Here is a 17,856-nt window from a genome sequence, read left to right on the forward strand (position 1 = left end):
GCGCTCACCGCCGCGCCCGGACGGGACGCCGTCCGCCGGTGGTCGCGGCCTCGATCCGCCGGGCGTAGTCGGCCAGCCCCGCGCCGGGTCGCTCGCTGAACAGGTCGTCCTCGAACGCCCAGAAGAACACCGCCATCCCGCACTCCTGCGCATACCGCGGCGCGTGGACCATCTGCTCGGCCGAGCTGTCGGTCAGCTCGTTGCCGCCGGTGCGCGGCGTGTCCGGCGACCCGGGGTTCTCGCCGACCACCTCCAGCCCGGCCTGCCGGGCGTTGGCGACCGTCCAGCGCACCGACGACCACTGCTCCACGCCCGGTTCCACGAGCAGGTCGCGATCGGCGTCCTCCGGCCGGCAGCTGTCCTGGGGCGGGTCCAGCTGCCGCGCGGTCACCGCCGTGGCGTCGTCCACGCTGCTCGAGTCGGCGTAGACCGTGCCCCAGCCGTCGCGTTCGGTGCGGGCCAGGCTCTCGGCGATGTGGGGGAGCTGGTCCGGGTAGAACAGCCCTCCCTCCAGGCTGCCGTCGCGGTCGGCGGTGCCGTCGAGCCGGGCGGCCAGCGCGGCCTCGAGGTCGGCGGGCAGCGCGCCCCGGCCGGCGAGCGGCAGGTGGACGTCGCCCTCGTAGCCCAGCTCGCGCAGGGTGCCCACCACCCACAGGACGGCGTCGGCGACGGACCGCGAGTACCAGGAGAACCACGCCCGGACCTGCTCGGTGTCCACGGCGGCGCCGTTCCACGTGGGCGAGCCCGGGGTCCATCCCGGCATGGGGGTCACCTGCGCCCCGTCGGCCAGGCCCTCGCCCCGTTGCGCGGCGGCGTCGAAGGCCCAGAACGGGTTCCTCCCGGCCGCCTCGGTGCCGGGGTAGCCCAGCTCACCGTTGACACCGGTGCCCACGCGGATGGCCGCCGCCCGCTCGAGCCCCACGGCCCGGTCCAGCTCGGCCAGGTAGTCGGCGACGGCGTCCCGCACGCCCGTGCTGAACACCAGGTTGGGCACCTCCTCGGGCCCCGTGTCGCCGTGCTGGTCGACGTAGGCGCCCCCGGGCAGCTCGGCGACCCAGCCGGGAGCCGAGTGCAGGCCGAGCGTGAGCACCACCCCGATGCCGGCGCGCTCGCACGTGTCGAGGTGCCGGCGCACGAAGGTCGCGTAGCCCTCGTCGAACTCGCCGGGGACCGGCTCGAACGCCGCCCAGCTCAGCCCCACCTCGGCGTAGCGGACGCCGGCCTCGTGCAGCGCCGTCATCCGGTCGGCGTCGCACCGTGAGCCCAGGACGCCGAACGCCAGGTCGCCGTCCTCCTGCTCGGTCGTCACCGGCACCGGCTCCTCCGGCTGCCCACCCGAGACGGCCAGCACACCCGTGACCGCGACGACGAGAGCCAGGGCCGCCGCGGCCCACGCCCACCCCCGGCGCGACCGGTCACGGCGTGCCACCGTCACGCTCCTCGACGACCGCCTCACCGGCGGTGCCGGCGTCGACCGGCGGCAGGGAAGGCCCGCCGACGCCCCGCGCGGCCGCCGCGGCCAGGTCCTCGGGGCCGACGGCCCACAGGACCGTCTCGCCGTTGGTGGGGCCCTCGTGCCGGAACAGCGGCGTGCCCTCCTCCTCGAGCCAGTCGAGCAGTTCGGGCCGGGCCCGGGCGTAGCCCTGCTCGGTCGGGAGGCTGACGGTCAGCACGTACCCGGCCCGGTTCGCGGCCAGCTCCTCCGCGGTCGACCACGCGCCGAACCGGTCGTCGTCCCGGAACGCGCGGATCGAGGTGTCGTTGGTGACGCCGACCCGGGCGTCGGCCGGCAGCTCCTCGGCCGCCCAGGCGCGGAAGGACCGGAAGCCGTCGTCGGCGGTCAGCTCCAGCCGCACGCCCATCACCGCGACGACGGCGACCAGGACGACCGCCAGCGAGACCACGGGGACGCGCAGGGACGGGCGGTGCTCCTGCACCATCGCCGCGCAGACGGCGAGGGCGGTCGCGCCCGCCAGCACGATCGGGTAACCGAAGTGCTCCTCCAGGGTGCCGAACACCGCCAGGAAGACGCCGAGGGCGCCCATGACCACGGCGGTCAGGCCGATCAGCCGGCGGCCGGGACGTCGGCTGGCCGCCGCCAGGAGACCGGCCAGCGGGCACAGCAGCAGCAGCAGGTAGCTCGTGCCGTAGGCCGACGCCTGGTCCAGGAGCCGCTCGAACAGGCTCGGGGCGCCGGGGGCGTTGAAGCCGGTGGTCTGTTCGGCGCCGACCAGGCGGAGCAGACCCGCGCCCTTCGCCTCCGCCCACAGCCCCAGGTGTCCGGTGGCCCAGAGGAGGGCGAGGTACCCGGCGTAGGGCAGCGCGATCCCGACGAGCACCGTGCCGGCCTCCCGCGCTCGCAGCGTCCGCCGCCATGCGACGGCCAGCAGCACCGGCACCACCGCGTAGATGGCGAACACGTCCTTGGTGAGGACGCCCAGGCCCAGGAGGAGGCCGGCCCCGAGCAGGCGGGCTCGCGGGCGCCCGCGCTCCGGCGCCTCGAGGTGCCGGACGAGCACCAGCAGCCCGGCCAGGACGGCGAGTGCGGCAGGTGTCTCCAGGAAGACCCGGCTGTTGTTCCGCAGGACGAAGGGCTCGAAGACCAGGAGCAGAGCGGCCAGCACCGCCGGCCAGGTCCCCGCCACCCGCCGGACCAGGAGGAAGGCCAGCGCCACCGTCAGCGCCCCGAGGGACGCGGACAGCCAGCGGAGGTCGGCGACGAGGTCCATGCCGTCCCCGGTCTCCAGGCCGAACAGGTGGATCACGGCGCTCTCGACGGCGAAGAAGGCGGGCGGGTGGAGGAAGAAGGGCCCGTCGGCCAGCGCCGGCATCTCTCCGCGGCCGAGGGAGGCCCCGAGGTCCCCGTAGTGCATCTCGTCGATCCACAGCTCGAAGCTGCGGTTGAGACCGACCGAGCGGACGAGGAGGGCCAGGGCTGCCAGGGCCGTCGCCATGAGGGGCGCGGAGGCCAGCACGTGCCGCCGCGCCCGTGGACGCGGCACCCCGCTCTCGAGCGGGTCACCGGCGGGTGCGACGGGGGGATCGATGACCGTCATGCGCTTCTCTCCAGGTCGAGGACCCCGGTGCCGGGGTCGAGGACGGGGGGTGCTGCGGGACCGGCGAGGAGGATGCGGCGGTCCACGTGCCGCAGGTGCACGTCCTGCGCGCCCATCCGGGCGAGCACGTGCGGGGCGTCGAACTCGTCGCAGCCCACCAGGACGACGGACGTCCGGCCGTCCTCGTCGACCACCTCGTCGGTCGCGCGCAGGGCCTCCTGGGCACCGGCGGCCCCGAAGGCAGGCGGAGTGCGGAAGCCGGCGAGCACGGCCATGTCGGAGCGGGCGGACCGGCGCTCGCGGCGCAGGCCACGGCGGCGGGCCTCGGCGGCGTGCATCTCCTCGAGGACCACGCCGGCCAGGAGGTCGGCGCTGCGGTCCCACGTGAAGCAGCCCGCCCAGGCGCGGCAGGCGGCCGCCGTCCGCTCCGCCGCGAGGGGGTCGGCGAGGAGGCGGAGGGTCGCGACGAGGGCGGTCCCGAAGTCGTCGGGGTCGTCCACCAGCCACCCGGTCTCGCCGTCGAGCACGGAGTCGCGGATCCCGGGCGCCTGCAGGGCCAGACACGGCACCCCCCAGGCCGCGGCTTCGACGACCGAGCAGCCCCAGCCCTCCGCGGCCGACGTCGAGGTGGTGAGCCACGCCCGGGCGAGCAGCTCGTCGCGGACCGCGTCGGAGACGCGGCCGTGGAAGCGGACGGTCGACTGCAACCCCAGGTCGGCCGCCAGGCCCTCCAGGTGCGACCGCTCGGGGCCGTCACCGACGATCTCCACCCGCAACTCGGGCATCTCGGCCGCCGACGTGGCGAGGTGGCCGAGCAGCAGCTCGACCCGCTTGTGCGGCACGAGCCGGCTCACCACGACGACCGTGGGCACCGCTGCCCGCTCCGCGCGCACCTCGGGGACGGGGATCGACCCGTTCGGCACGACGAAGACGGGCCCCCGGAAGGCGAGCCGGCGGCGCAGCTCGGTCCGGGTGGACGGCGAGACGGCGACGGTGGTCCGGGTCCCGTACACCCGGCGCGCGACCGGGCCCTCGAGGAAGCGGCCGACCGCGGCCATCGGCCGGGAGAACCGGGTGGCGAACTGGTCCTGGTGCACGTGGTGGACGACCTGCACCACCGGGACCCCCGCGCCGGCGAACGCCGGTGCGAAGAACGGGATCCCGTTCTGGCAGTCCACCACGGCGTCGAACTGGCCGCGGGTGGCCAGCAGCCGGGCCGCGGTCCGCCCGTAGACGGACAGCGGGCCACCGGCTCGCGACACCCGGACGCCGTCGATCTCCTCCTCGGCGGGCCGGCCGGGGACCGCGGCCGTGAACCACGACACCTCGGCGCCGTGCCGGACCCACCGCCGGGCGATCTCGTGCGCGTACTGCTCGGCGCCACCGGCCTGCGGGTGGCGCACGTCCCGCCAGTTGAGCACCAGGAGCCGGGATCCGCTCAGCCCGGCGGCCGTGGCGCTCACGAGGCCCTCGCCGCAGCGCCGCGCCGCACGTGCCAGACGGCGCCGAAGCTGGCGATGCCGTCCCGCCAGGGGGAGAAGGAGGACTCGCCGGCGTGGCTCCACGCCACGGGGACCTCCACGATCTCCCGGCCGGCCTGCTGGAGCCGGTGCAGCAACTCGACGTCGAAGGCGAAGCCGGTGTCCCGGCAGGTGACCAGCGCGTGCGTCACCGCGTGCCGCTCGAAGAACTTGAAGCCGCACTGGGTGTCGTGCACGCCCCTGACGACGGTGCGGGCCATCAGCCGGAAGGCGGCCCCGCCCAGGCGGCGGCCCGCGGGCTGGGCCTGCACGAACTCCGAGCCGGGCGTGTGCCGCGAGGCGATGACCGCCGCCGCGCCGCGCTCCAGGTGGTCCATCGTGGTCGCGAGGGTCTCGACCGGGGTGGCGAGGTCGGCGTCGAAGAAGCCGACGAAGCGCGACCGGCTGCTCAGCAGGGCACGGCGGACGGCTGCTCCCTTGCCCGGGCGGGCGCAGCCCACCAGCGCGATCGGGATCCGGCCGTCGCCCTGCCGCGCCTGGGCGCGGACGACGTCGGCGGTGCCGTCGCAGCTCCCGTTGTCCACGACGACGATGCGCGAGCTCCACGGCTGGTCCAGCAGGTACTGGACCGTGCGCTCCAGCGTCCGGGGCAGGCGAGCGGCCTCGTTGAAGGCTGGGATGGCGATCTCGAGGTCGGCCGGGGGGCGGGTGTGTGTGGTCCTGGGGTGGCGGGCGACCGGCGTCCGGACCGTGCGCGCCCCGGGTGAGTGGACCCGCAGGGGCCGGTCCGAGGGGGGCAGAGGACGCGGTGCGACGACGGCTGGGGTGAGGGTCTGGCTCATGATCAGCGGTCCTTCGCGTACGTGCGCATGTGCTGTGGGCACGACGGGGGCAGAAGGGAGCGGGGAGGTCCGGGGGTGGGCGGCCGGCACAGGGCCGTGCCCGGCGTCACGCGGGGAGGCGACAGCGGCCTCTCAGAGGCCGCAGGGGAACCGACCGGCGGTCAGTCCGGACGCGCGCCCGGCTCCTCGGAGACGTCGACGACGGCTCCGGACCGACCGGTGGTGCGGCCGGCGGACGCGGTCAGGACCGCGGCGGAGGAGGCGCTCCCGAGGACGGCAGCAGGACCGTCGGAGTGGTGGCTCGAGGTGGACCCGGACGCGGAGGCACCGCTGCCGCCCGGCTGGCACGGCGTGCTGGGGGCCGGCGGCGGGGGCAGGGGGATCGGAACGGGGCCGGCCGGCGACACGGGTGTCGCGGGGGCCGGGGAGACCGGCGCGTCGGCCGGGGTCTCCGACACGGTGCGCGCCGTCTGCCCGCTCCCGGAGCCTCGCGGCTGAGCGTCGTGCCGTCGGTCCGGTCCGCCGTTGACTCCGACGGGACCAGCCGTGGGGTACGCGCTCTGCACGCACGGTCCCGTGTCCACCGGCGGGAGGGACGGGTGGACCTGGAGCGCGGGCTGTGCGGCGCTCGGCGGGCCGGTGTCCGACCCGGCGGCGCGGGGAGCGGCGTCGGAGGCGGCGAGCTCCTGCGTCGTGGCGCCCCGATCCGCCGTCTCCCCGTCTCCCGTCGGGTCCGCCGGCGGCGCCGGGGTGGCCGCGACGGTCGACGTCGTGCCGGAGCTGCCGCTCGTGGTGGTGCCGCTCGTGGTGGTGCCGCTCGTGGTGCCGCTCGTGGTGGTGGTGCAGGGCGAGGGAGGCACGACGGGCGCGGGCGGGAGGGTGCCCGTGGCCGGGACCGTCGAGGTCCCCACGGTCGCGGTCGTGGGCGTGGTCGTGGTCGTGGGCGTGGTCGTCGTCGTGGGCGCGGGCGCGGGCGCGGGGCAGGAGCTGCTGGTGGGTGCCGTGGTGGTGCTGCCAGGAGGCGGTGCCGGGGTGACCGGCGCTACGGGGGTGGCCGGTGCTGTCGGGGGCGCGGGCGCGGCCGTGACGGGCGTGGGCGCGGGCGGCTCGGGCGACGGCGGAGGCGGCGCCGGCTCGGCTCCGTCGTCGGGCGCCTCCGCCTCCTCGTCGCCGGCAGGCGCCCCGGGCCCGGAGGGCTCGGTGGCGCCGTCCCCGGTCCCGTCCGGGTCCGCCGGCGGCGTCTCGCTGTCGGCGGGGACGGAGTCGCCGGGGGCCGGCGCCGGTGCAGGATCCCCCGTCCCGACCCAGGGCTCGCCCGTGTCGTCCGGAGTGGCGGGAGGTGACCCGGGTGCCGCGCCGTCCAGCGGCGCGGGGGTCGTGTCGGCCGAGGGCCTCGCCGCGGTCGCTTCCACGGAGGCGCTCGCGGCGAGCGCGCCCGGATGGGCGGTCTCGCTCGCGGCCGCGCCATCGGCGAGCACGAGCACCGTCCAGGTCCCGGCGGTCAGCACGGCGACACGGAGGAGACGGCGGAGCCAGGGCGCCGGGGCCGATCCGGGCTCAGCGTGCTGCGAGAGGTCGCGGCACGGGCGCGCGACTCCTGTCCCCAGCAGCACTCGAACCCACTCTCGTGTCACTGCGGGGGTGGCCGTGGCCCGGCCAGGAGTCACCCACGCAGGTTGGTGTCAGCGGGGGTGACACTCACGGCGCTCACTCGACCAGGGCAACCCCTTACCTCGCGAACTCGCGACGCGCCGTGACCACCGTCACCCAGGGTGATTCGTCACCCCGATCCCCGTCAGAGGGAGAGAGGCCCGCATCACTCTCAGTGATCGATCCTGCACGACCGTGGCCGTGTGTCGCAGGCGCCGCGCGGCCGTCGACGCCGCCGTCGGACACGGGGAGGAACCCGAGGAGCCGGGGCAGCGCTACCCGGGGACGTGCGCACCGCGGGGCGCCGATCGAGCGGTGACCGCTCAGGTCGCCGTCCAGTCGAGCAGCTCGTCCACGGTCCACGTGTTGACCACCCGGTCGGGATCGACGCCGGTCTCGACGGCGCGCTCGCAGCCGTTGCCCTGCCAGTCCAGCTGGCCGGGGGCGTGCGCGTCGGTGTCGATGGCGAACTGGCAGCCCAGCTCGACGGCGAGGGACAGCAGCCGCAGCGGCGGGTCCAGCCGCTCGGGCCGGGAGTTGATCTCGACGGCGGTGCCGTGCTGCACGCAGGCGGTGAACACGGCCTCGGCGTCGAAGGCGCTCTCCGGCCGCGGCCGCTGCCGTCGTCCCTCCCGCTGCTCGCGGGGGATCAGCAGCCGCCCGGTGCAGTGCCCGAGGACGTCGGTGTGCGGGTCGGCGACCGCGGCGAGCATCCGCTCGGTCATGGCCGCGGACTCGGCGCGCAGATCGGAGTGGACGCTGGCCACCACGACGTCGAGCCGGCCGAGCAGCTCGTCGGTCTGGTCGAGGCTGCCGTCGACGTTGATGTCGCACTCGATGCCGGTGAGGATCCGGAACGGCGCGAGCTCCGCGTTGAGCTCGGCGACGACGTCGAGCTGGCGCTCCAGCCGCTCCGCCGTCAGCCCGTTGGCCACGGTCAGCCGGGGGGAGTGGTCGGTGAGCGCCATGTACTCGTGGCCCAGCCCGATCGCCGCCTCGGCCATCTCGCGGATCGGGCTGCCGCCGTCGGACCAGTCCGAGTGCGTGTGCAGGTCACCGCGCAGGGTGGCGCGGAACTCGGCGACGTCGTCGGCCAGCGGCACGAGCTCGGAGTGGGCCTCCTCGAGCCGGGCCAGGTACTCCGGCACCTCGCCGGCGTGCGCCTGCACGATCGCGGCGCCGGTCTTGGGGCCGATGCCGCGCAGGTCGGTGAGCGTGCGCGTGCGGATCCGCCGGTCGAGCTCCTCGGGCCCGATCGTGTCGACGACGGCCGCCGCGGTGCGGAACGCGGCGACCCGGTGCGTGGGCTCGCGGGCGCGCTCCAGGAGGAAGGCGATCCTCCGGAGCGCGGCCGCGGGTCCCAGGGGGGTGCTCAGCTGGTCTTCCTCGCCTTCCTGGCGGCCTTCTTCTGGGCCTTGGCCGCGCGCCGGGTGGCCTTCTCGTAGTTCTTCTCCGTCGACTGCGCGGCGCGCTTGGCGGCGCGGCGGGCCCGGTAGCCGACCGACGGGCGGCCCTCCGTGTCGACGGCGGCGATCAGCAGGCCGCCGAGCAGGCCGGCGTTCTTGAGGAAGTTCGACAGCTGGCCGAAGCGCTCCTCCGGGTCCTCGTGCTCCCAGAAGCGGTGGCCGGCGAAGGTCGTCGGGACGATGCTGCCTGCCAGCGCGAGCGCGCTCAGGCGGGGCAGCTTGCCGAGCGCGAACAGCGCACCCGCGCCGACCTTGATGCCGGCGTCGATCTTGACCCACTGCTCGGTGTCGCGCGGCACCTGGACCGGCAGCTGCTGGTCCGCCGTCCTGGTGATCGTGTCGACCACCGGCTGGGCCCCCGGCACGCGGGTCTGCGGGTTGCGCAGGGTGTCGACGCCGCCGTAGAGGAACGACGCTGCGAGCAGGGGCCGGGCGATCCGGCGGACCAACATGGAGGACCTCTTCCGTCGATGGGGCGTTCGGCGTGTCCCATGCCCAGGCGGTGGTGCGGGACACCTGATCGGAACCTAGTGATCAGCACCACTCCGCGCTCGGTCAGTGCGCCCGCCGGCCGTGGACGCGATGATCGGCCGGTGCACCCGTCGGCCCGTCCGCAGTGGCGGCCCGCGTGGTGGGTGCTCCTGCTCGGGCTGGCCGCGGTCGTCCTCTTCGGGGTGGCCCTCGGAGTGCGGGTGCACTGCGGGACGGGGCAGTGCGCCGGGTCTGCCGCGCGCCGGCTGCTCGACCTCGACGCGGTCGGCGGACTCCCGCGGCTGTTCACCACCGGCGTCCTCGTCGCCGTCGCGGTGCGCGCGGGCCGCGCGTGCCGCTGGGCCACCGGCCGGGTCCGGCTGTGGTGGGCGGCGCTCGCGGCTGCGGGGCTGGCGCTGGCGGTCCTGAAGCTGGCGAGCGCGCACTCGCTGGTGGAGACGGGGACGTCCCTGCTGACGACGCTGCTCCTCGGGCTCGCCGTCGCCGTCCCGTCGCTGGGGCTGCTGGCGGGGGCGGGACGGGCGTGGGGCGTCGCCGCGACCGCCCCGGTGGTGGCAGTGCTCGCGGGCTACGCGCTCGCCGCCCTGGGCCTCGACGTGCTCACCTCCCTGGCCGGGCTGCTCGGGGGCGGTCTCGGGGCGGCGCCGGCGACGTTCGTCGAGGAGCTGGGCGAGGCACTGGCCGCGGTCGCCGTCCTGGCGGTGGTCCGGTCGGGGACGGCGGCCGCGCGCCCTGGCCGGTGAGCCGGCCCGCGGCGACGGTGGGGCGTGCCGTGTGGCGCCGGTGCCGCCCACGGCACGGCGGCGCCTCGGAGGAGCCACTCCTGCGGCGTCCCGTGCTCTCCTGCGGTGCTACGACACCGCGGAAGCACTGGCGACACCGCAGAGGGTGACCGCCGTGAGGGTGTTCCTCGCGCGTCGCGGGTGCTGCAGGACCGGCAGGGCGCGAGTGACACCCGCAACGGGGGCGCGGGGTCAGGACGTGCGGCTGCAGTACACCGTCAGCGGCGCGCGCTTGCCGAACACGAACGACGACGCCGCCTCGCCCGTCTCACCGTCGTACGCCACGCGCTGCGGGCCCGACCACAGGTGCACGTGCAGCTCCGGCGTCGCGGAGGTGGCGTAGCCGGAGCTGCGGTCGCTGATCCCGAGCAGGGCGCCGAGCACCGCCCGCGTGCGGCTGAACGGGACGTCGGCGCGCAGGTACTGCACGTCGAGCAGGCCGTCCTCCAGCCGCGGCCGCCACGCCGGCGCCAGGCCGCGCGGGGTGTAGCGGCAGTTGCCCACGAACAGGATCCAGACGTCGACCGGCCGCCCGTCGAGCACCATCGACACCGGCGTCCCGCGGCGCAGCACCTGAGCCGCGGCCACCGCCGTCGCGGTCCACCGGCCGAGCCGGCCCTCGAGCGCGTCGCGCCGCCGCACGAGCTCCGGGTAGACGCCGATGCTCGCGGTGTTGAGGAAGGGCACGCCGTTGACGTCGGCGACGTCCACGCACACCGCCTGCCCGGCCGTCACCGCGTCGGCGGCGTCCTCGAGCGTCTCGACCCCGAGGTCGCGGGCGAAGTGGTTGAGCGTCCCCGCGGGGAGGACGGCCAGCGGCAGCCCGGCCTCCAGCGCGACCGCCGCGGCGGCCGCCACGCTGCCGTCCCCGCCGGCCACGCCGAGCGCCGTCGCGCGCCCCGACCGCGCGGCCTCCTGGAGCAGGTCGCCCACGCCGCACCCCTCCGACGCCGTCAGCACCTCGGCGCGGGGCAGCAGGCGCCCGATCTCCTCGGCGTGGTCGTACCCCTCCGGGCCCGACCGCGGGTTGACGGCGACCACGAGGCCCTCGCCGTCGGGCAGGGCGGGGGCGCTGCTCCCGGGCCGCACGCGCGCCGGCTCGGTCGGGCGCACGGGCCACCACCGCCGGCCGGCCAGCGCCACGCCGGCCCCGATGGCCAGCCCGGAGACGACGTCGCCGGGGTAGTGCACGCCCACGTGCACCCGCGAGTAGCCGACCGCCACCGCGAGCGGGGCCAGCGCGGCCCCGGCCAGCGGGTTCTCCATGGCCACGCCGGTGGCGAAGGCGGCCGCCGACGACGAGTGGCCGCTCGGGAACGAGAACGTGTCCGGGGCGCGGCGCAGCTTCCGGTGCGTGGCCAGGTTCGCGAGGTCGGGCCGCACCCGGCCGAACAGCCGCTTGAGCACCGCGTTGACCACGCTGCTGGCCACCGCCAGCGAGCCCACGCCCCGCACCGCGCCCCGCCGCAGCGACCCCCGGCGCAGCCCGAGCACCAGGGCGACCGCGAACCAGAGCTTGCCGTGGTCGGCCGCCCGGGACAGCCGACGCAGCCAGCGGTCGGCCGGGCTCGCGGGCAGCGCGCCGACGGCGGCGTGCAGCCGGGCGTCCCAGTGGCGCAGCCGCAGCGGGGTCACCCGCGGGACGCTAGTGGAGGACCCCTCTGCCCCCCACCGCTCGCAGACCGCGGCGGGAGCCTGCGCGGGGCCTCAGGCCTTCCGGCGGGCCCGGTAGGCGGCGACGGTCGAGCGGCTGGCGCAGGTGTTCGAGCAGTACCGGCGGCTGGCGTTGCGCGAGGTGTCCACGTAGACGTCGTCGCAGCCCTCGGCCGAGCAGACGCCGAGCCGCTGCCACCCGTGCTGGGCCACCACCTGGGACAGCCCCATCGCCACCGTCGTCGTCAGCTGCTCGAGCGCGGAGGCGTCGGGCCGCGCGTAGTGCAGGTGCAGCTCGCCGTCGTGGTCGGTGGCGTAGGGGTGCGGCCGGGCGAGGGCGAGCAGCTCGTTGAGCCGGGCGATGACGTCGTCCTGCGTCCCGGCGACGGCGACCGCGCGGACCAGCTCGGCGGTCGCGCCGGCGCGGCGGGTCTCGGCGGGGGAGAGCTCCAGCGCCGTCTCGGGGGTGAACCACTCGTCGTGGGCGCGCAGGAACGCCACCGCCCAGTCCGGGTCCGCCGCGCGGTCGGCGTTGGCCAGGTCGATGGCCAGCTCCACGGCGTTCGACCCGTAGGTGTCGTAGTCCATGTGACTCCCTACCGCCCTGCTATCGTCGTAGGGGGTCAACGGGTCTTGACCCCCTACTGTTCCTCTTTCGCGATCTTCTGAAGTGAGTTCCGTCGTGCGTTCGTACCTGTCCGTCTGGCGCCTGCCGTCCGCCCCCGTGCTGCTGCTCGCCGGCTTCGCCGGCCGGCTGCCCTCGGCGATGGTCCCGCTGGCGCTGCTGCTCATGGTGCAGCAGCAGACCGGTTCCTACGCCGCCGCCGGCCTCGCGTCGGCGACCTACGGCCTCGCGATGGCCGCCATGGCGCCGGTGCTCGGCCGGCTCGCCGACCGGCGCACCCCGCGCCCCGTCCTGCTCGCCCAGGCCGGCGCCTACCCGCTGCTGCTCGCCGTGCTCGTGGCCGTCGTCCTCGGCGGCGCGCCGACCCCGGTCGTCGTCGCCGCGTCGGGCGCGGCCGGTGCCGCGACGCCGCTGGTGTCGGGCACCGTGCGGGCGTTGTGGTCGCGGGTCGACCCGCGGGTGCGCGGCACCGCCTTCGCCCTCGACGCCACCGCCACCGAGCTGGTCTTCGTCGCGGGCCCCACGCTGGTCGCGACGCTCGCCGTCCTGACCGGCCCGGCGTGGGCGCTCGGCGTCGCGGGCGCGCTCGCGGTGGCCGGCGCGCTCGGCATCGCGACGTCGGCGGCGCTGCGCGACTGGGTGCCCGTGCCGGCCGCCCAGCGCACCAGCCCCTTCGCCACCGTGCTCGCCCCCGGCATGCCGCGGGTGCTGGTCAGCGGCTCGGCGCTGATGCTCGGCTTCGGCGCCCTCGAGGTGGCCATCCCGGCGTTCGCCGACGCCGCCGGCTCGCCCGGGATGTCGGGCCTGCTGCTGGCGCTGTGGTCGCTGGGCTCGGTCGCCGGCGGCCTGTGGTTCGGCGCCCGGGTGGTGAGCGCCTCGCTGCCGCGCCAGTACCGGTGGCTGCTGCTCGGCGTCACGATCGGCCTGGCGCCGCTGGCCGCGGCGTCGAGCCCGTGGGTGCTCGGCGCGCTGCTGTTCCTCGGCGGGACGGCGATCGCGCCGACGCTCACCGTGCAGAACTCGCTGGTCGGCGCGCTCGCCCCGGCGCACGCCACCACGGAGGCCTTCACCTGGCTGTCCACGATGGCCACCGGCGCCTCGGCGGTCGGCGCGGCGCTCGGCGGGGCGCTCATCGACGGCCCGCACGGGGTGACCGGCAGCCTGGTGCTGGCGGTGGCCGGCGCCGCCGTCGCGGTGCTGGTGACCCTGCTGCCCGGCCGCCGCGCGGCGTCGTACCCGCGGGAGCGGGTGGCCGTCTGAGCCACGCCCCCCGGCCCGGACCCCCCGGGCTGGGAGGGCCCCGGAGGCCGCTGGTAGTCTCTTCTCCGGTGGTTCCGGGGGGACTCGGACCCCGGGAGGCTTCGCCTAGTCCGGTCTATGGCGCCGCACTGCTAATGCGGTTTGGGTTAATCCCCATCCCGGGTTCAAATCCCGGAGCCTCCGCGCACGACAACTGCACAGCACGCATGCGTGGCCCTCCGGCTGCGGATCCCGTGCTCAGCGCAGCGCCCGGTCCCCGACCGGGCGCTTCTGCTTCCCCGCCGGCCCTCCCGGGTCGTGCCACCGGGAAGGCCGTCGCCGGCGCCGCCCGTCCACCCGGCGCCTCATCCCCGGCGGGGGAGGCGCGGCGCCGCCGCGGGAGCTCTCATGGCGCCATGTGCCGCTGGCTCGCCTTCTCGGGGAACCCGGTCCTGCTCGAGGACCTGCTCTACCGGCCGGCGAACTCGCTGGTCGTGCAGAGCCTGCACTCACGGCTCGGGGTCGAGACGACCAACGGCGACGGTTTCGGCGTGGGCTGGTACGACGGCCGGCCCCGGCCCGGGCTGTTCCGGAGCACGGATCCGGCCTGGAACGACCGCAACCTGCAGGAGCTGTCCGCGCACGTGGAGGCCCCTCTCGTCGTCGCCCACATCCGGGCCTCGACGGGGACGGTGGTCCAGCAGACCAACTGCCACCCGTTCCGCCACGGCAACTGGCTGTGGGCGCACAACGGCGCCCTGGCCGACTTCCCCCGGGTCCGGCGCGACCTGGCCCTGGCCGTCGCGCCGGAGCTGTTCGCCGGGATCGAGGGCTCCACCGACTCGGAGCTGTTCTTCCACCTCGCCCTCACCTTCGGCCTCCAGGAGGACCCGCCCGCCGCGGTGGCCCAGGCCGTGGGGCTCATCGAGGAGGTCGGCCGGCGGCACGGGATCGACTTCCCGGTCCAGATGACCGTGATCACCACCGACGGCGAGACGCTGTGGGCCTTCCGGTACTCGACCGAGGGGCGGTCGCGGTCGCTGTTCACCAGCACCGACGTCTCGACGCTGCGGGCCCAGTACCCGGACAACCCGCTGCTGCGCCGGGTGACCGACGACGCCCGGCTCATCGTGTCCGAGCCGCTGGGAGACCTCCGCGGCGCCTGGCACGAGGTCCCCGAGTCCAGCTGCGTGGTCGTGCGCGGCGGCCGGCAGGAGGTCCTCCCCTTCACCGCCGCCGTCCCGGCGATGGCCTGAGCCCGGACCCCGCGAGGAGCGCGCATGACGCGGTGCCGGCCGGCGCGGCAGTGGTCCCGGTGACGTCCTCCCCGGTGCCGGTCACCCCGCCGACCGGGAGTGCGAGCGCCGCGGGGATCCCCGCGGCGGCGGCGACGACCATGGGCGTCGAGGAGGAGTTCTTCCTCCTGCGACCGGACGGCACGGCCGCCTCCCTGGCGCCCGAGCTGCTGCACTCCCTGCCCCGTGAGGTGCGCCTCCAGGCCGAGCTCATGCAGTTCCAGATCGAGAGCACCTCGCAGACGCGGACGGACCTGCGCGACGTCGCGGCAGACCTCGCCGGCACCCGGCGCGTGGTGGCCGAGGCGGCCGGTGGGTACGGCGTCCACCTGGTGGCCAGCGGCACCCCGCCCTCCGGCGTGCCCGGGCGCGCCGCGGTCACGGCCTCGGCGCGGTACCGGCTGATGCTGGACCGGTGGAGCCCGGCGGGGGAGGACGTCACCTGCGCGACGCACGTGCACGTGGGCGTGCCGTCCCGGGACCTGGGGGTGGCGGTGGTCCAGCGGGTGCACGGGTGGCTGCCGGTGCTACTGGCGCTCGGGGCCAACTCGCCGTTCTGGCGCGGCCGGGACACCGGCTGGGCCAGCTACCGGCACGCCGTCCTGCGGGCCTGGCCGACGGCCACGCTGGCCCCGCGGCTGCTGGACGCGGCGGCGTGGGACGCGGCGGTCGCCGAGCGGATCACCGCCGGGGACGCGCTCGACCCGGCCAGCGTCTACTGGTTCGCCCGGCTCTCACCGCGCTACCCGACCGTCGAGATCCGGGTCGCCGACGCCGCGCTGACCGTCGCCGAGGCCGTGCTGCTCGCCGGCCTCTGCCGTGCGCTCGTGGTCACCGCCCTGCGGGACGCGGTCGCCGGCCGCCCGCCGCCGCAGCTACCGGATGCGACGGTGGCGGCCTCGGTCGTCGCCGCCGCGCGGCGCGGGCTCGGCGGGCTGCTCCTGGACCCCGCCAGCGGGCGGTGGACGCCCGGGCGCGACGTGCTGCCCGGCCTGCTCGAGCACGTCGGGCCGGCACTCGAGGAGGCCGGGGACGCCGTCCTGGTGCGCCGGCTGTTGGAGGCGCGCCTCGCCGCGCGCTCGGGCGCTGCCCGGCAGCGGGCCCTGCGCCGGCGGGTGGGACCGGGGGCTCTCGTGCCGTCCCTCGCCGCGGCGACCCTGGCGGGTGAGCCGGTCGGGTACGAGCCCCCCGCTCCCCGGACCCCGGTCGACTGAGCCGGCAGGCCCCCGACGGCGGTCCGACGGCACCCGCTACACTCGTCCCCGTGCCGCTCGCGCGGTGCCGCACCCGTAGCTCAACGGATAGAGCATCTGACTACGGATCAGAAGGTTAGGGGTTCGAATCCCTTCGGGTGCACGTCTGGTTGAGACAGCACAGCGACCCCGTCCTCTCCCGAGGGCGGGGTCGTCGTGTGTCCGGCGCCTGTGATCTCCCCCGCTCCCACCGCCGAGCCCTCCCGCCGGGCGATCGGCGACCCACCCTCCGTCGGCCCTCCCCTTTGGTCCGGCAGGTCCGGGGGACCCGGACACCCGGGTCGCGCTGACCCGGACGGACGGGGCGCTCCCGGGTGTCCGGTTCCCGGCCCGCTCGGCAGGGCCTCCGCCGGCGGGCCGGACCCGGCTGTCGGGCTGGCCCGACAGCCGACCGGCCAGCCGGCGGGATCGGCCCACCCCGCTCCGGACAGCAGGGTCGACCCGTCCGCGCCGACAGACAGGCAGGAGAGCGACGTGGACGTGTCCCGCGACCTCGCGGGCAGGGTGGGGCCGGCGGTGATGCAGCTGCTGGGCGAGGCCAACTGGTACCTGCCCCGGTGGCCGCGCCGGCTCCCCGTGCTGCGGCACGACGAGTCGGCGCCGGCCGCCGTGCCCGCGCCGCGGCCGGCGGGGGAGGAGCGTCCCGTCCTCGTCGGCGACTGACCCGCCGGCCCGCCGGCCCCCCGGGGTGCTCCCGGTGGGCCGGCGGGGTCGTCACCGGGCGGTCGCGCGCCGCTCGGTCCGCGCCCGGGCCCGCGCGTGCGCCCGGGTCAGCAGGTCGCGCACCGTCGCCGCCGTCCGCGGCCCGGGGTCGACCACGCAGATCCAGCCCAGCCCGCCGTAGACCGGGTGTGCCAGCACGGTGTCGGCCTCGTCCGGGGCGGGCTCGTCGTCGCCGGCCGGCTCCCGCGGCGCCCGCCCGACGAGCGCGGTGAACTCCTCCCGCCCCACGCCGACGTTCACCCGGAACGTCCCGGGCCGGTCCAGCCGCGAGGACCGGTCGCCGGGCTGGTCCTTCGTCACGACCGTCGCGAACGGCTGGGTCCGCGGCACGACGCCGTCGGGCGCCCAGTAGAGGAAGACGTCGCCCCAGGCCGCCTCCGGCGAGCCGTCGCCGGGCCCCGGTCGCAGCACCAGGACGCCGCCCAGCGCGGTGACGTGCTCGATGATCTCGTCGATGCCCATGCCTTCGAGCGTGGCACTCAGGTGCTCGTGGAGGGTCGGGCCCGAGGGGGCGAGGAGGAACCGGTGCGGAGTCTCCAGTCGGGCCTGCGCACGGTCGACGTCGCCCGGCGGGCCGGGTGCTCGGTGCAGCACGTGCGCGACCTCGAGGCGGAGGGCGTGCTGCCCCCGGTCGGGCGCACCGCGTCGGGGTACCGCACCTTCACCGAGGAGCACGTCCGCGCGGCGCTGGCCCACCGCGCGCTCGCGGCCGCCGTCGGGCCGGTCCACGCGAAGGAGCTGGTCCGCGCCGCCCACCGGGACCCGCCGGGACTGCTCCGCCTCCTCGACGCCGCTCACGCCCGGCTGGACACCGAGCGGCGGGACCTGGCCCTCGCCCGCGAGGCCGCGGAGCTGATCGCCGGCGAGCCGATCCGGGACGTGCGGCCCTCGGACGCGATGGGCGTCGCCGAGCTCGCCGCGGCCCTGTGCGTGCGCCCGTCGACCCTGCGGCACTGGGACGCCGAGGGGCTGGTCAGCCCGCGGCGGGGGGCCGGCGGGGCCCGCCGCTACTCGCCGGCCGACGTCCGGGACGCCCGGATCGTCCACCAGCTGCGCCGGGCGGGGTACCGCATCGGCCCGCTGCGCGAGCTGGTGCCGCAGTTCCGGGAGACGGGTCGGCGCGACGACGTCCTCGCCGCGCTGGCCGCCCGGGACGCCGACGTCGACGCCCGGTCCCGGGCGCTGTTCGAGGGGACCGCCGCGCTCGCCGCGCTGCTCGGCGCGGGAGCCGGGGGAGGAGGTCGAGGGGCGGGGGGCCGGTCCTGACGGTCTGGCCGCGTTGGTCGGTCCACCGAGCTG

The 17,856-nt window shown here is 76.7% G+C and carries 15 protein-coding genes and 2 tRNA genes; 8 read left to right on the forward strand and 9 right to left on the reverse strand.

Annotation, left to right across the window (positions count from 1 at the left end; translation table 11 throughout):
* Positions 1-4 precede the first annotated feature (4 nt).
* The 6 genes from ACI8AR_RS05675 to ACI8AR_RS05700 all read right to left on the reverse strand — a co-directional run bounded on the left by ACI8AR_RS05675 (position 5) and on the right by ACI8AR_RS05700 (position 8,947).
* Positions 5-1,429, reverse strand: coding sequence for a beta-galactosidase (locus ACI8AR_RS05675; protein ID WP_457050115.1), 1,425 nt, complete (start codon positions 1,427-1,429; stop codon positions 5-7).
* A complete protein-coding gene (locus ACI8AR_RS05680; RefSeq protein ID WP_457050116.1) occupies positions 1,416-3,056 on the reverse strand; it encodes a phospholipid carrier-dependent glycosyltransferase in 1,641 nt (546 codons plus the stop codon). The genes ACI8AR_RS05675 and ACI8AR_RS05680 overlap by 14 nt, the downstream gene beginning before the upstream one ends.
* Positions 3,053-4,519, reverse strand: a complete 1,467-nt coding sequence (locus ACI8AR_RS05685; RefSeq protein ID WP_457050117.1) for a glycosyltransferase family 4 protein — start codon at positions 4,517-4,519, stop codon at positions 3,053-3,055. Before ACI8AR_RS05685 ends, ACI8AR_RS05680 begins: the two co-directional genes overlap by 4 nt.
* On the reverse strand, positions 4,516-5,379 hold the full coding sequence (locus ACI8AR_RS05690) for a glycosyltransferase (protein ID WP_457050118.1): 864 nt from the start codon (positions 5,377-5,379) through the stop codon (positions 4,516-4,518). Before ACI8AR_RS05690 ends, ACI8AR_RS05685 begins: the two co-directional genes overlap by 4 nt.
* 1,973 nt (positions 5,380-7,352) lie before the next feature.
* Positions 7,353-8,405: a PHP domain-containing protein gene (locus ACI8AR_RS05695; RefSeq protein WP_457050188.1), complete on the reverse strand. Its 1,053-nt coding sequence runs from the start codon at positions 8,403-8,405 to the stop codon at positions 7,353-7,355.
* On the reverse strand, positions 8,402-8,947 hold the full coding sequence (locus ACI8AR_RS05700) for a DoxX family protein (RefSeq protein ID WP_457050119.1): 546 nt from the start codon (positions 8,945-8,947) through the stop codon (positions 8,402-8,404). The genes ACI8AR_RS05695 and ACI8AR_RS05700 overlap by 4 nt, the downstream gene beginning before the upstream one ends.
* Before the next feature lie 141 nt (positions 8,948-9,088).
* Between ACI8AR_RS05700 and ACI8AR_RS05705 the strand changes: the two genes are divergently transcribed.
* Positions 9,089-9,730: a hypothetical protein gene (locus ACI8AR_RS05705; protein ID WP_457050120.1), complete on the forward strand. Its 642-nt coding sequence runs from the start codon at positions 9,089-9,091 to the stop codon at positions 9,728-9,730.
* Between the two features lie 231 nt (positions 9,731-9,961).
* Here the strand turns inward: ACI8AR_RS05705 and ACI8AR_RS05710 are convergent, their stop codons facing one another.
* Complete coding sequence (locus ACI8AR_RS05710; protein WP_457050121.1) at positions 9,962-11,404, reverse strand: phosphatase PAP2 family protein; 1,443 nt, start codon at positions 11,402-11,404, stop codon at positions 9,962-9,964.
* Between the two features lie 72 nt (positions 11,405-11,476).
* Positions 11,477-12,010 carry a CGNR zinc finger domain-containing protein gene (locus ACI8AR_RS05715; RefSeq protein WP_456928309.1) on the reverse strand — a complete coding sequence of 178 codons (534 nt, stop codon included), beginning with the start codon at positions 12,008-12,010 and terminating at the stop codon, positions 11,477-11,479.
* Positions 12,011-12,104: 94 nt separating this feature from the next.
* Here ACI8AR_RS05715 and ACI8AR_RS05720 point away from each other — a divergent pair, with 94 nt between their 5' ends.
* The 6 genes from ACI8AR_RS05720 (at position 12,105) to ACI8AR_RS05745 (ending at position 16,497) form a co-directional block, all read left to right on the forward strand.
* The gene (locus tag ACI8AR_RS05720) at positions 12,105-13,307 is read left to right on the forward strand and encodes an MFS transporter (RefSeq protein WP_457050122.1); all 1,203 of its coding nucleotides are present in this window, start codon (positions 12,105-12,107) and stop codon (positions 13,305-13,307) included.
* Between the two features lie 94 nt (positions 13,308-13,401).
* Positions 13,402-13,490 (forward strand) — tRNA-Ser (locus tag ACI8AR_RS05725).
* A 212-nt stretch (positions 13,491-13,702) separates the two neighbouring features.
* Entirely contained in the window at positions 13,703-14,542 is an 840-nt protein-coding gene (locus tag ACI8AR_RS05730) for a class II glutamine amidotransferase (RefSeq protein ID WP_457050123.1), read from the forward strand.
* Between the two features lie 59 nt (positions 14,543-14,601).
* Complete coding sequence (locus ACI8AR_RS05735) at positions 14,602-15,795, forward strand: carboxylate-amine ligase (RefSeq protein ID WP_457050124.1); 1,194 nt, start codon at positions 14,602-14,604, stop codon at positions 15,793-15,795.
* A 69-nt stretch (positions 15,796-15,864) separates the two neighbouring features.
* A tRNA-Arg gene (locus tag ACI8AR_RS05740) sits at positions 15,865-15,937 on the forward strand.
* Positions 15,938-16,308: 371 nt separating this feature from the next.
* Positions 16,309-16,497, forward strand: coding sequence for a hypothetical protein (locus ACI8AR_RS05745; protein WP_457050125.1), 189 nt, complete (start codon positions 16,309-16,311; stop codon positions 16,495-16,497).
* 51 nt (positions 16,498-16,548) lie between these two features.
* On the opposite strand, the gene ACI8AR_RS05750 is transcribed toward ACI8AR_RS05745, so the two are convergent.
* Positions 16,549-17,019: a DUF6194 family protein gene (locus ACI8AR_RS05750; protein ID WP_457050126.1), complete on the reverse strand. Its 471-nt coding sequence runs from the start codon at positions 17,017-17,019 to the stop codon at positions 16,549-16,551.
* Positions 17,020-17,082: 63 nt separating this feature from the next.
* On the opposite strand from ACI8AR_RS05750, the gene ACI8AR_RS05755 reads away from it, so the two are divergent.
* Complete coding sequence (locus tag ACI8AR_RS05755) at positions 17,083-17,823, forward strand: MerR family transcriptional regulator (RefSeq protein WP_457050127.1); 741 nt, start codon at positions 17,083-17,085, stop codon at positions 17,821-17,823.
* Positions 17,824-17,856 lie beyond the last annotated feature (33 nt).

It is taken from the genome of Geodermatophilus sp. SYSU D01036 (genome assembly GCF_054050435.1).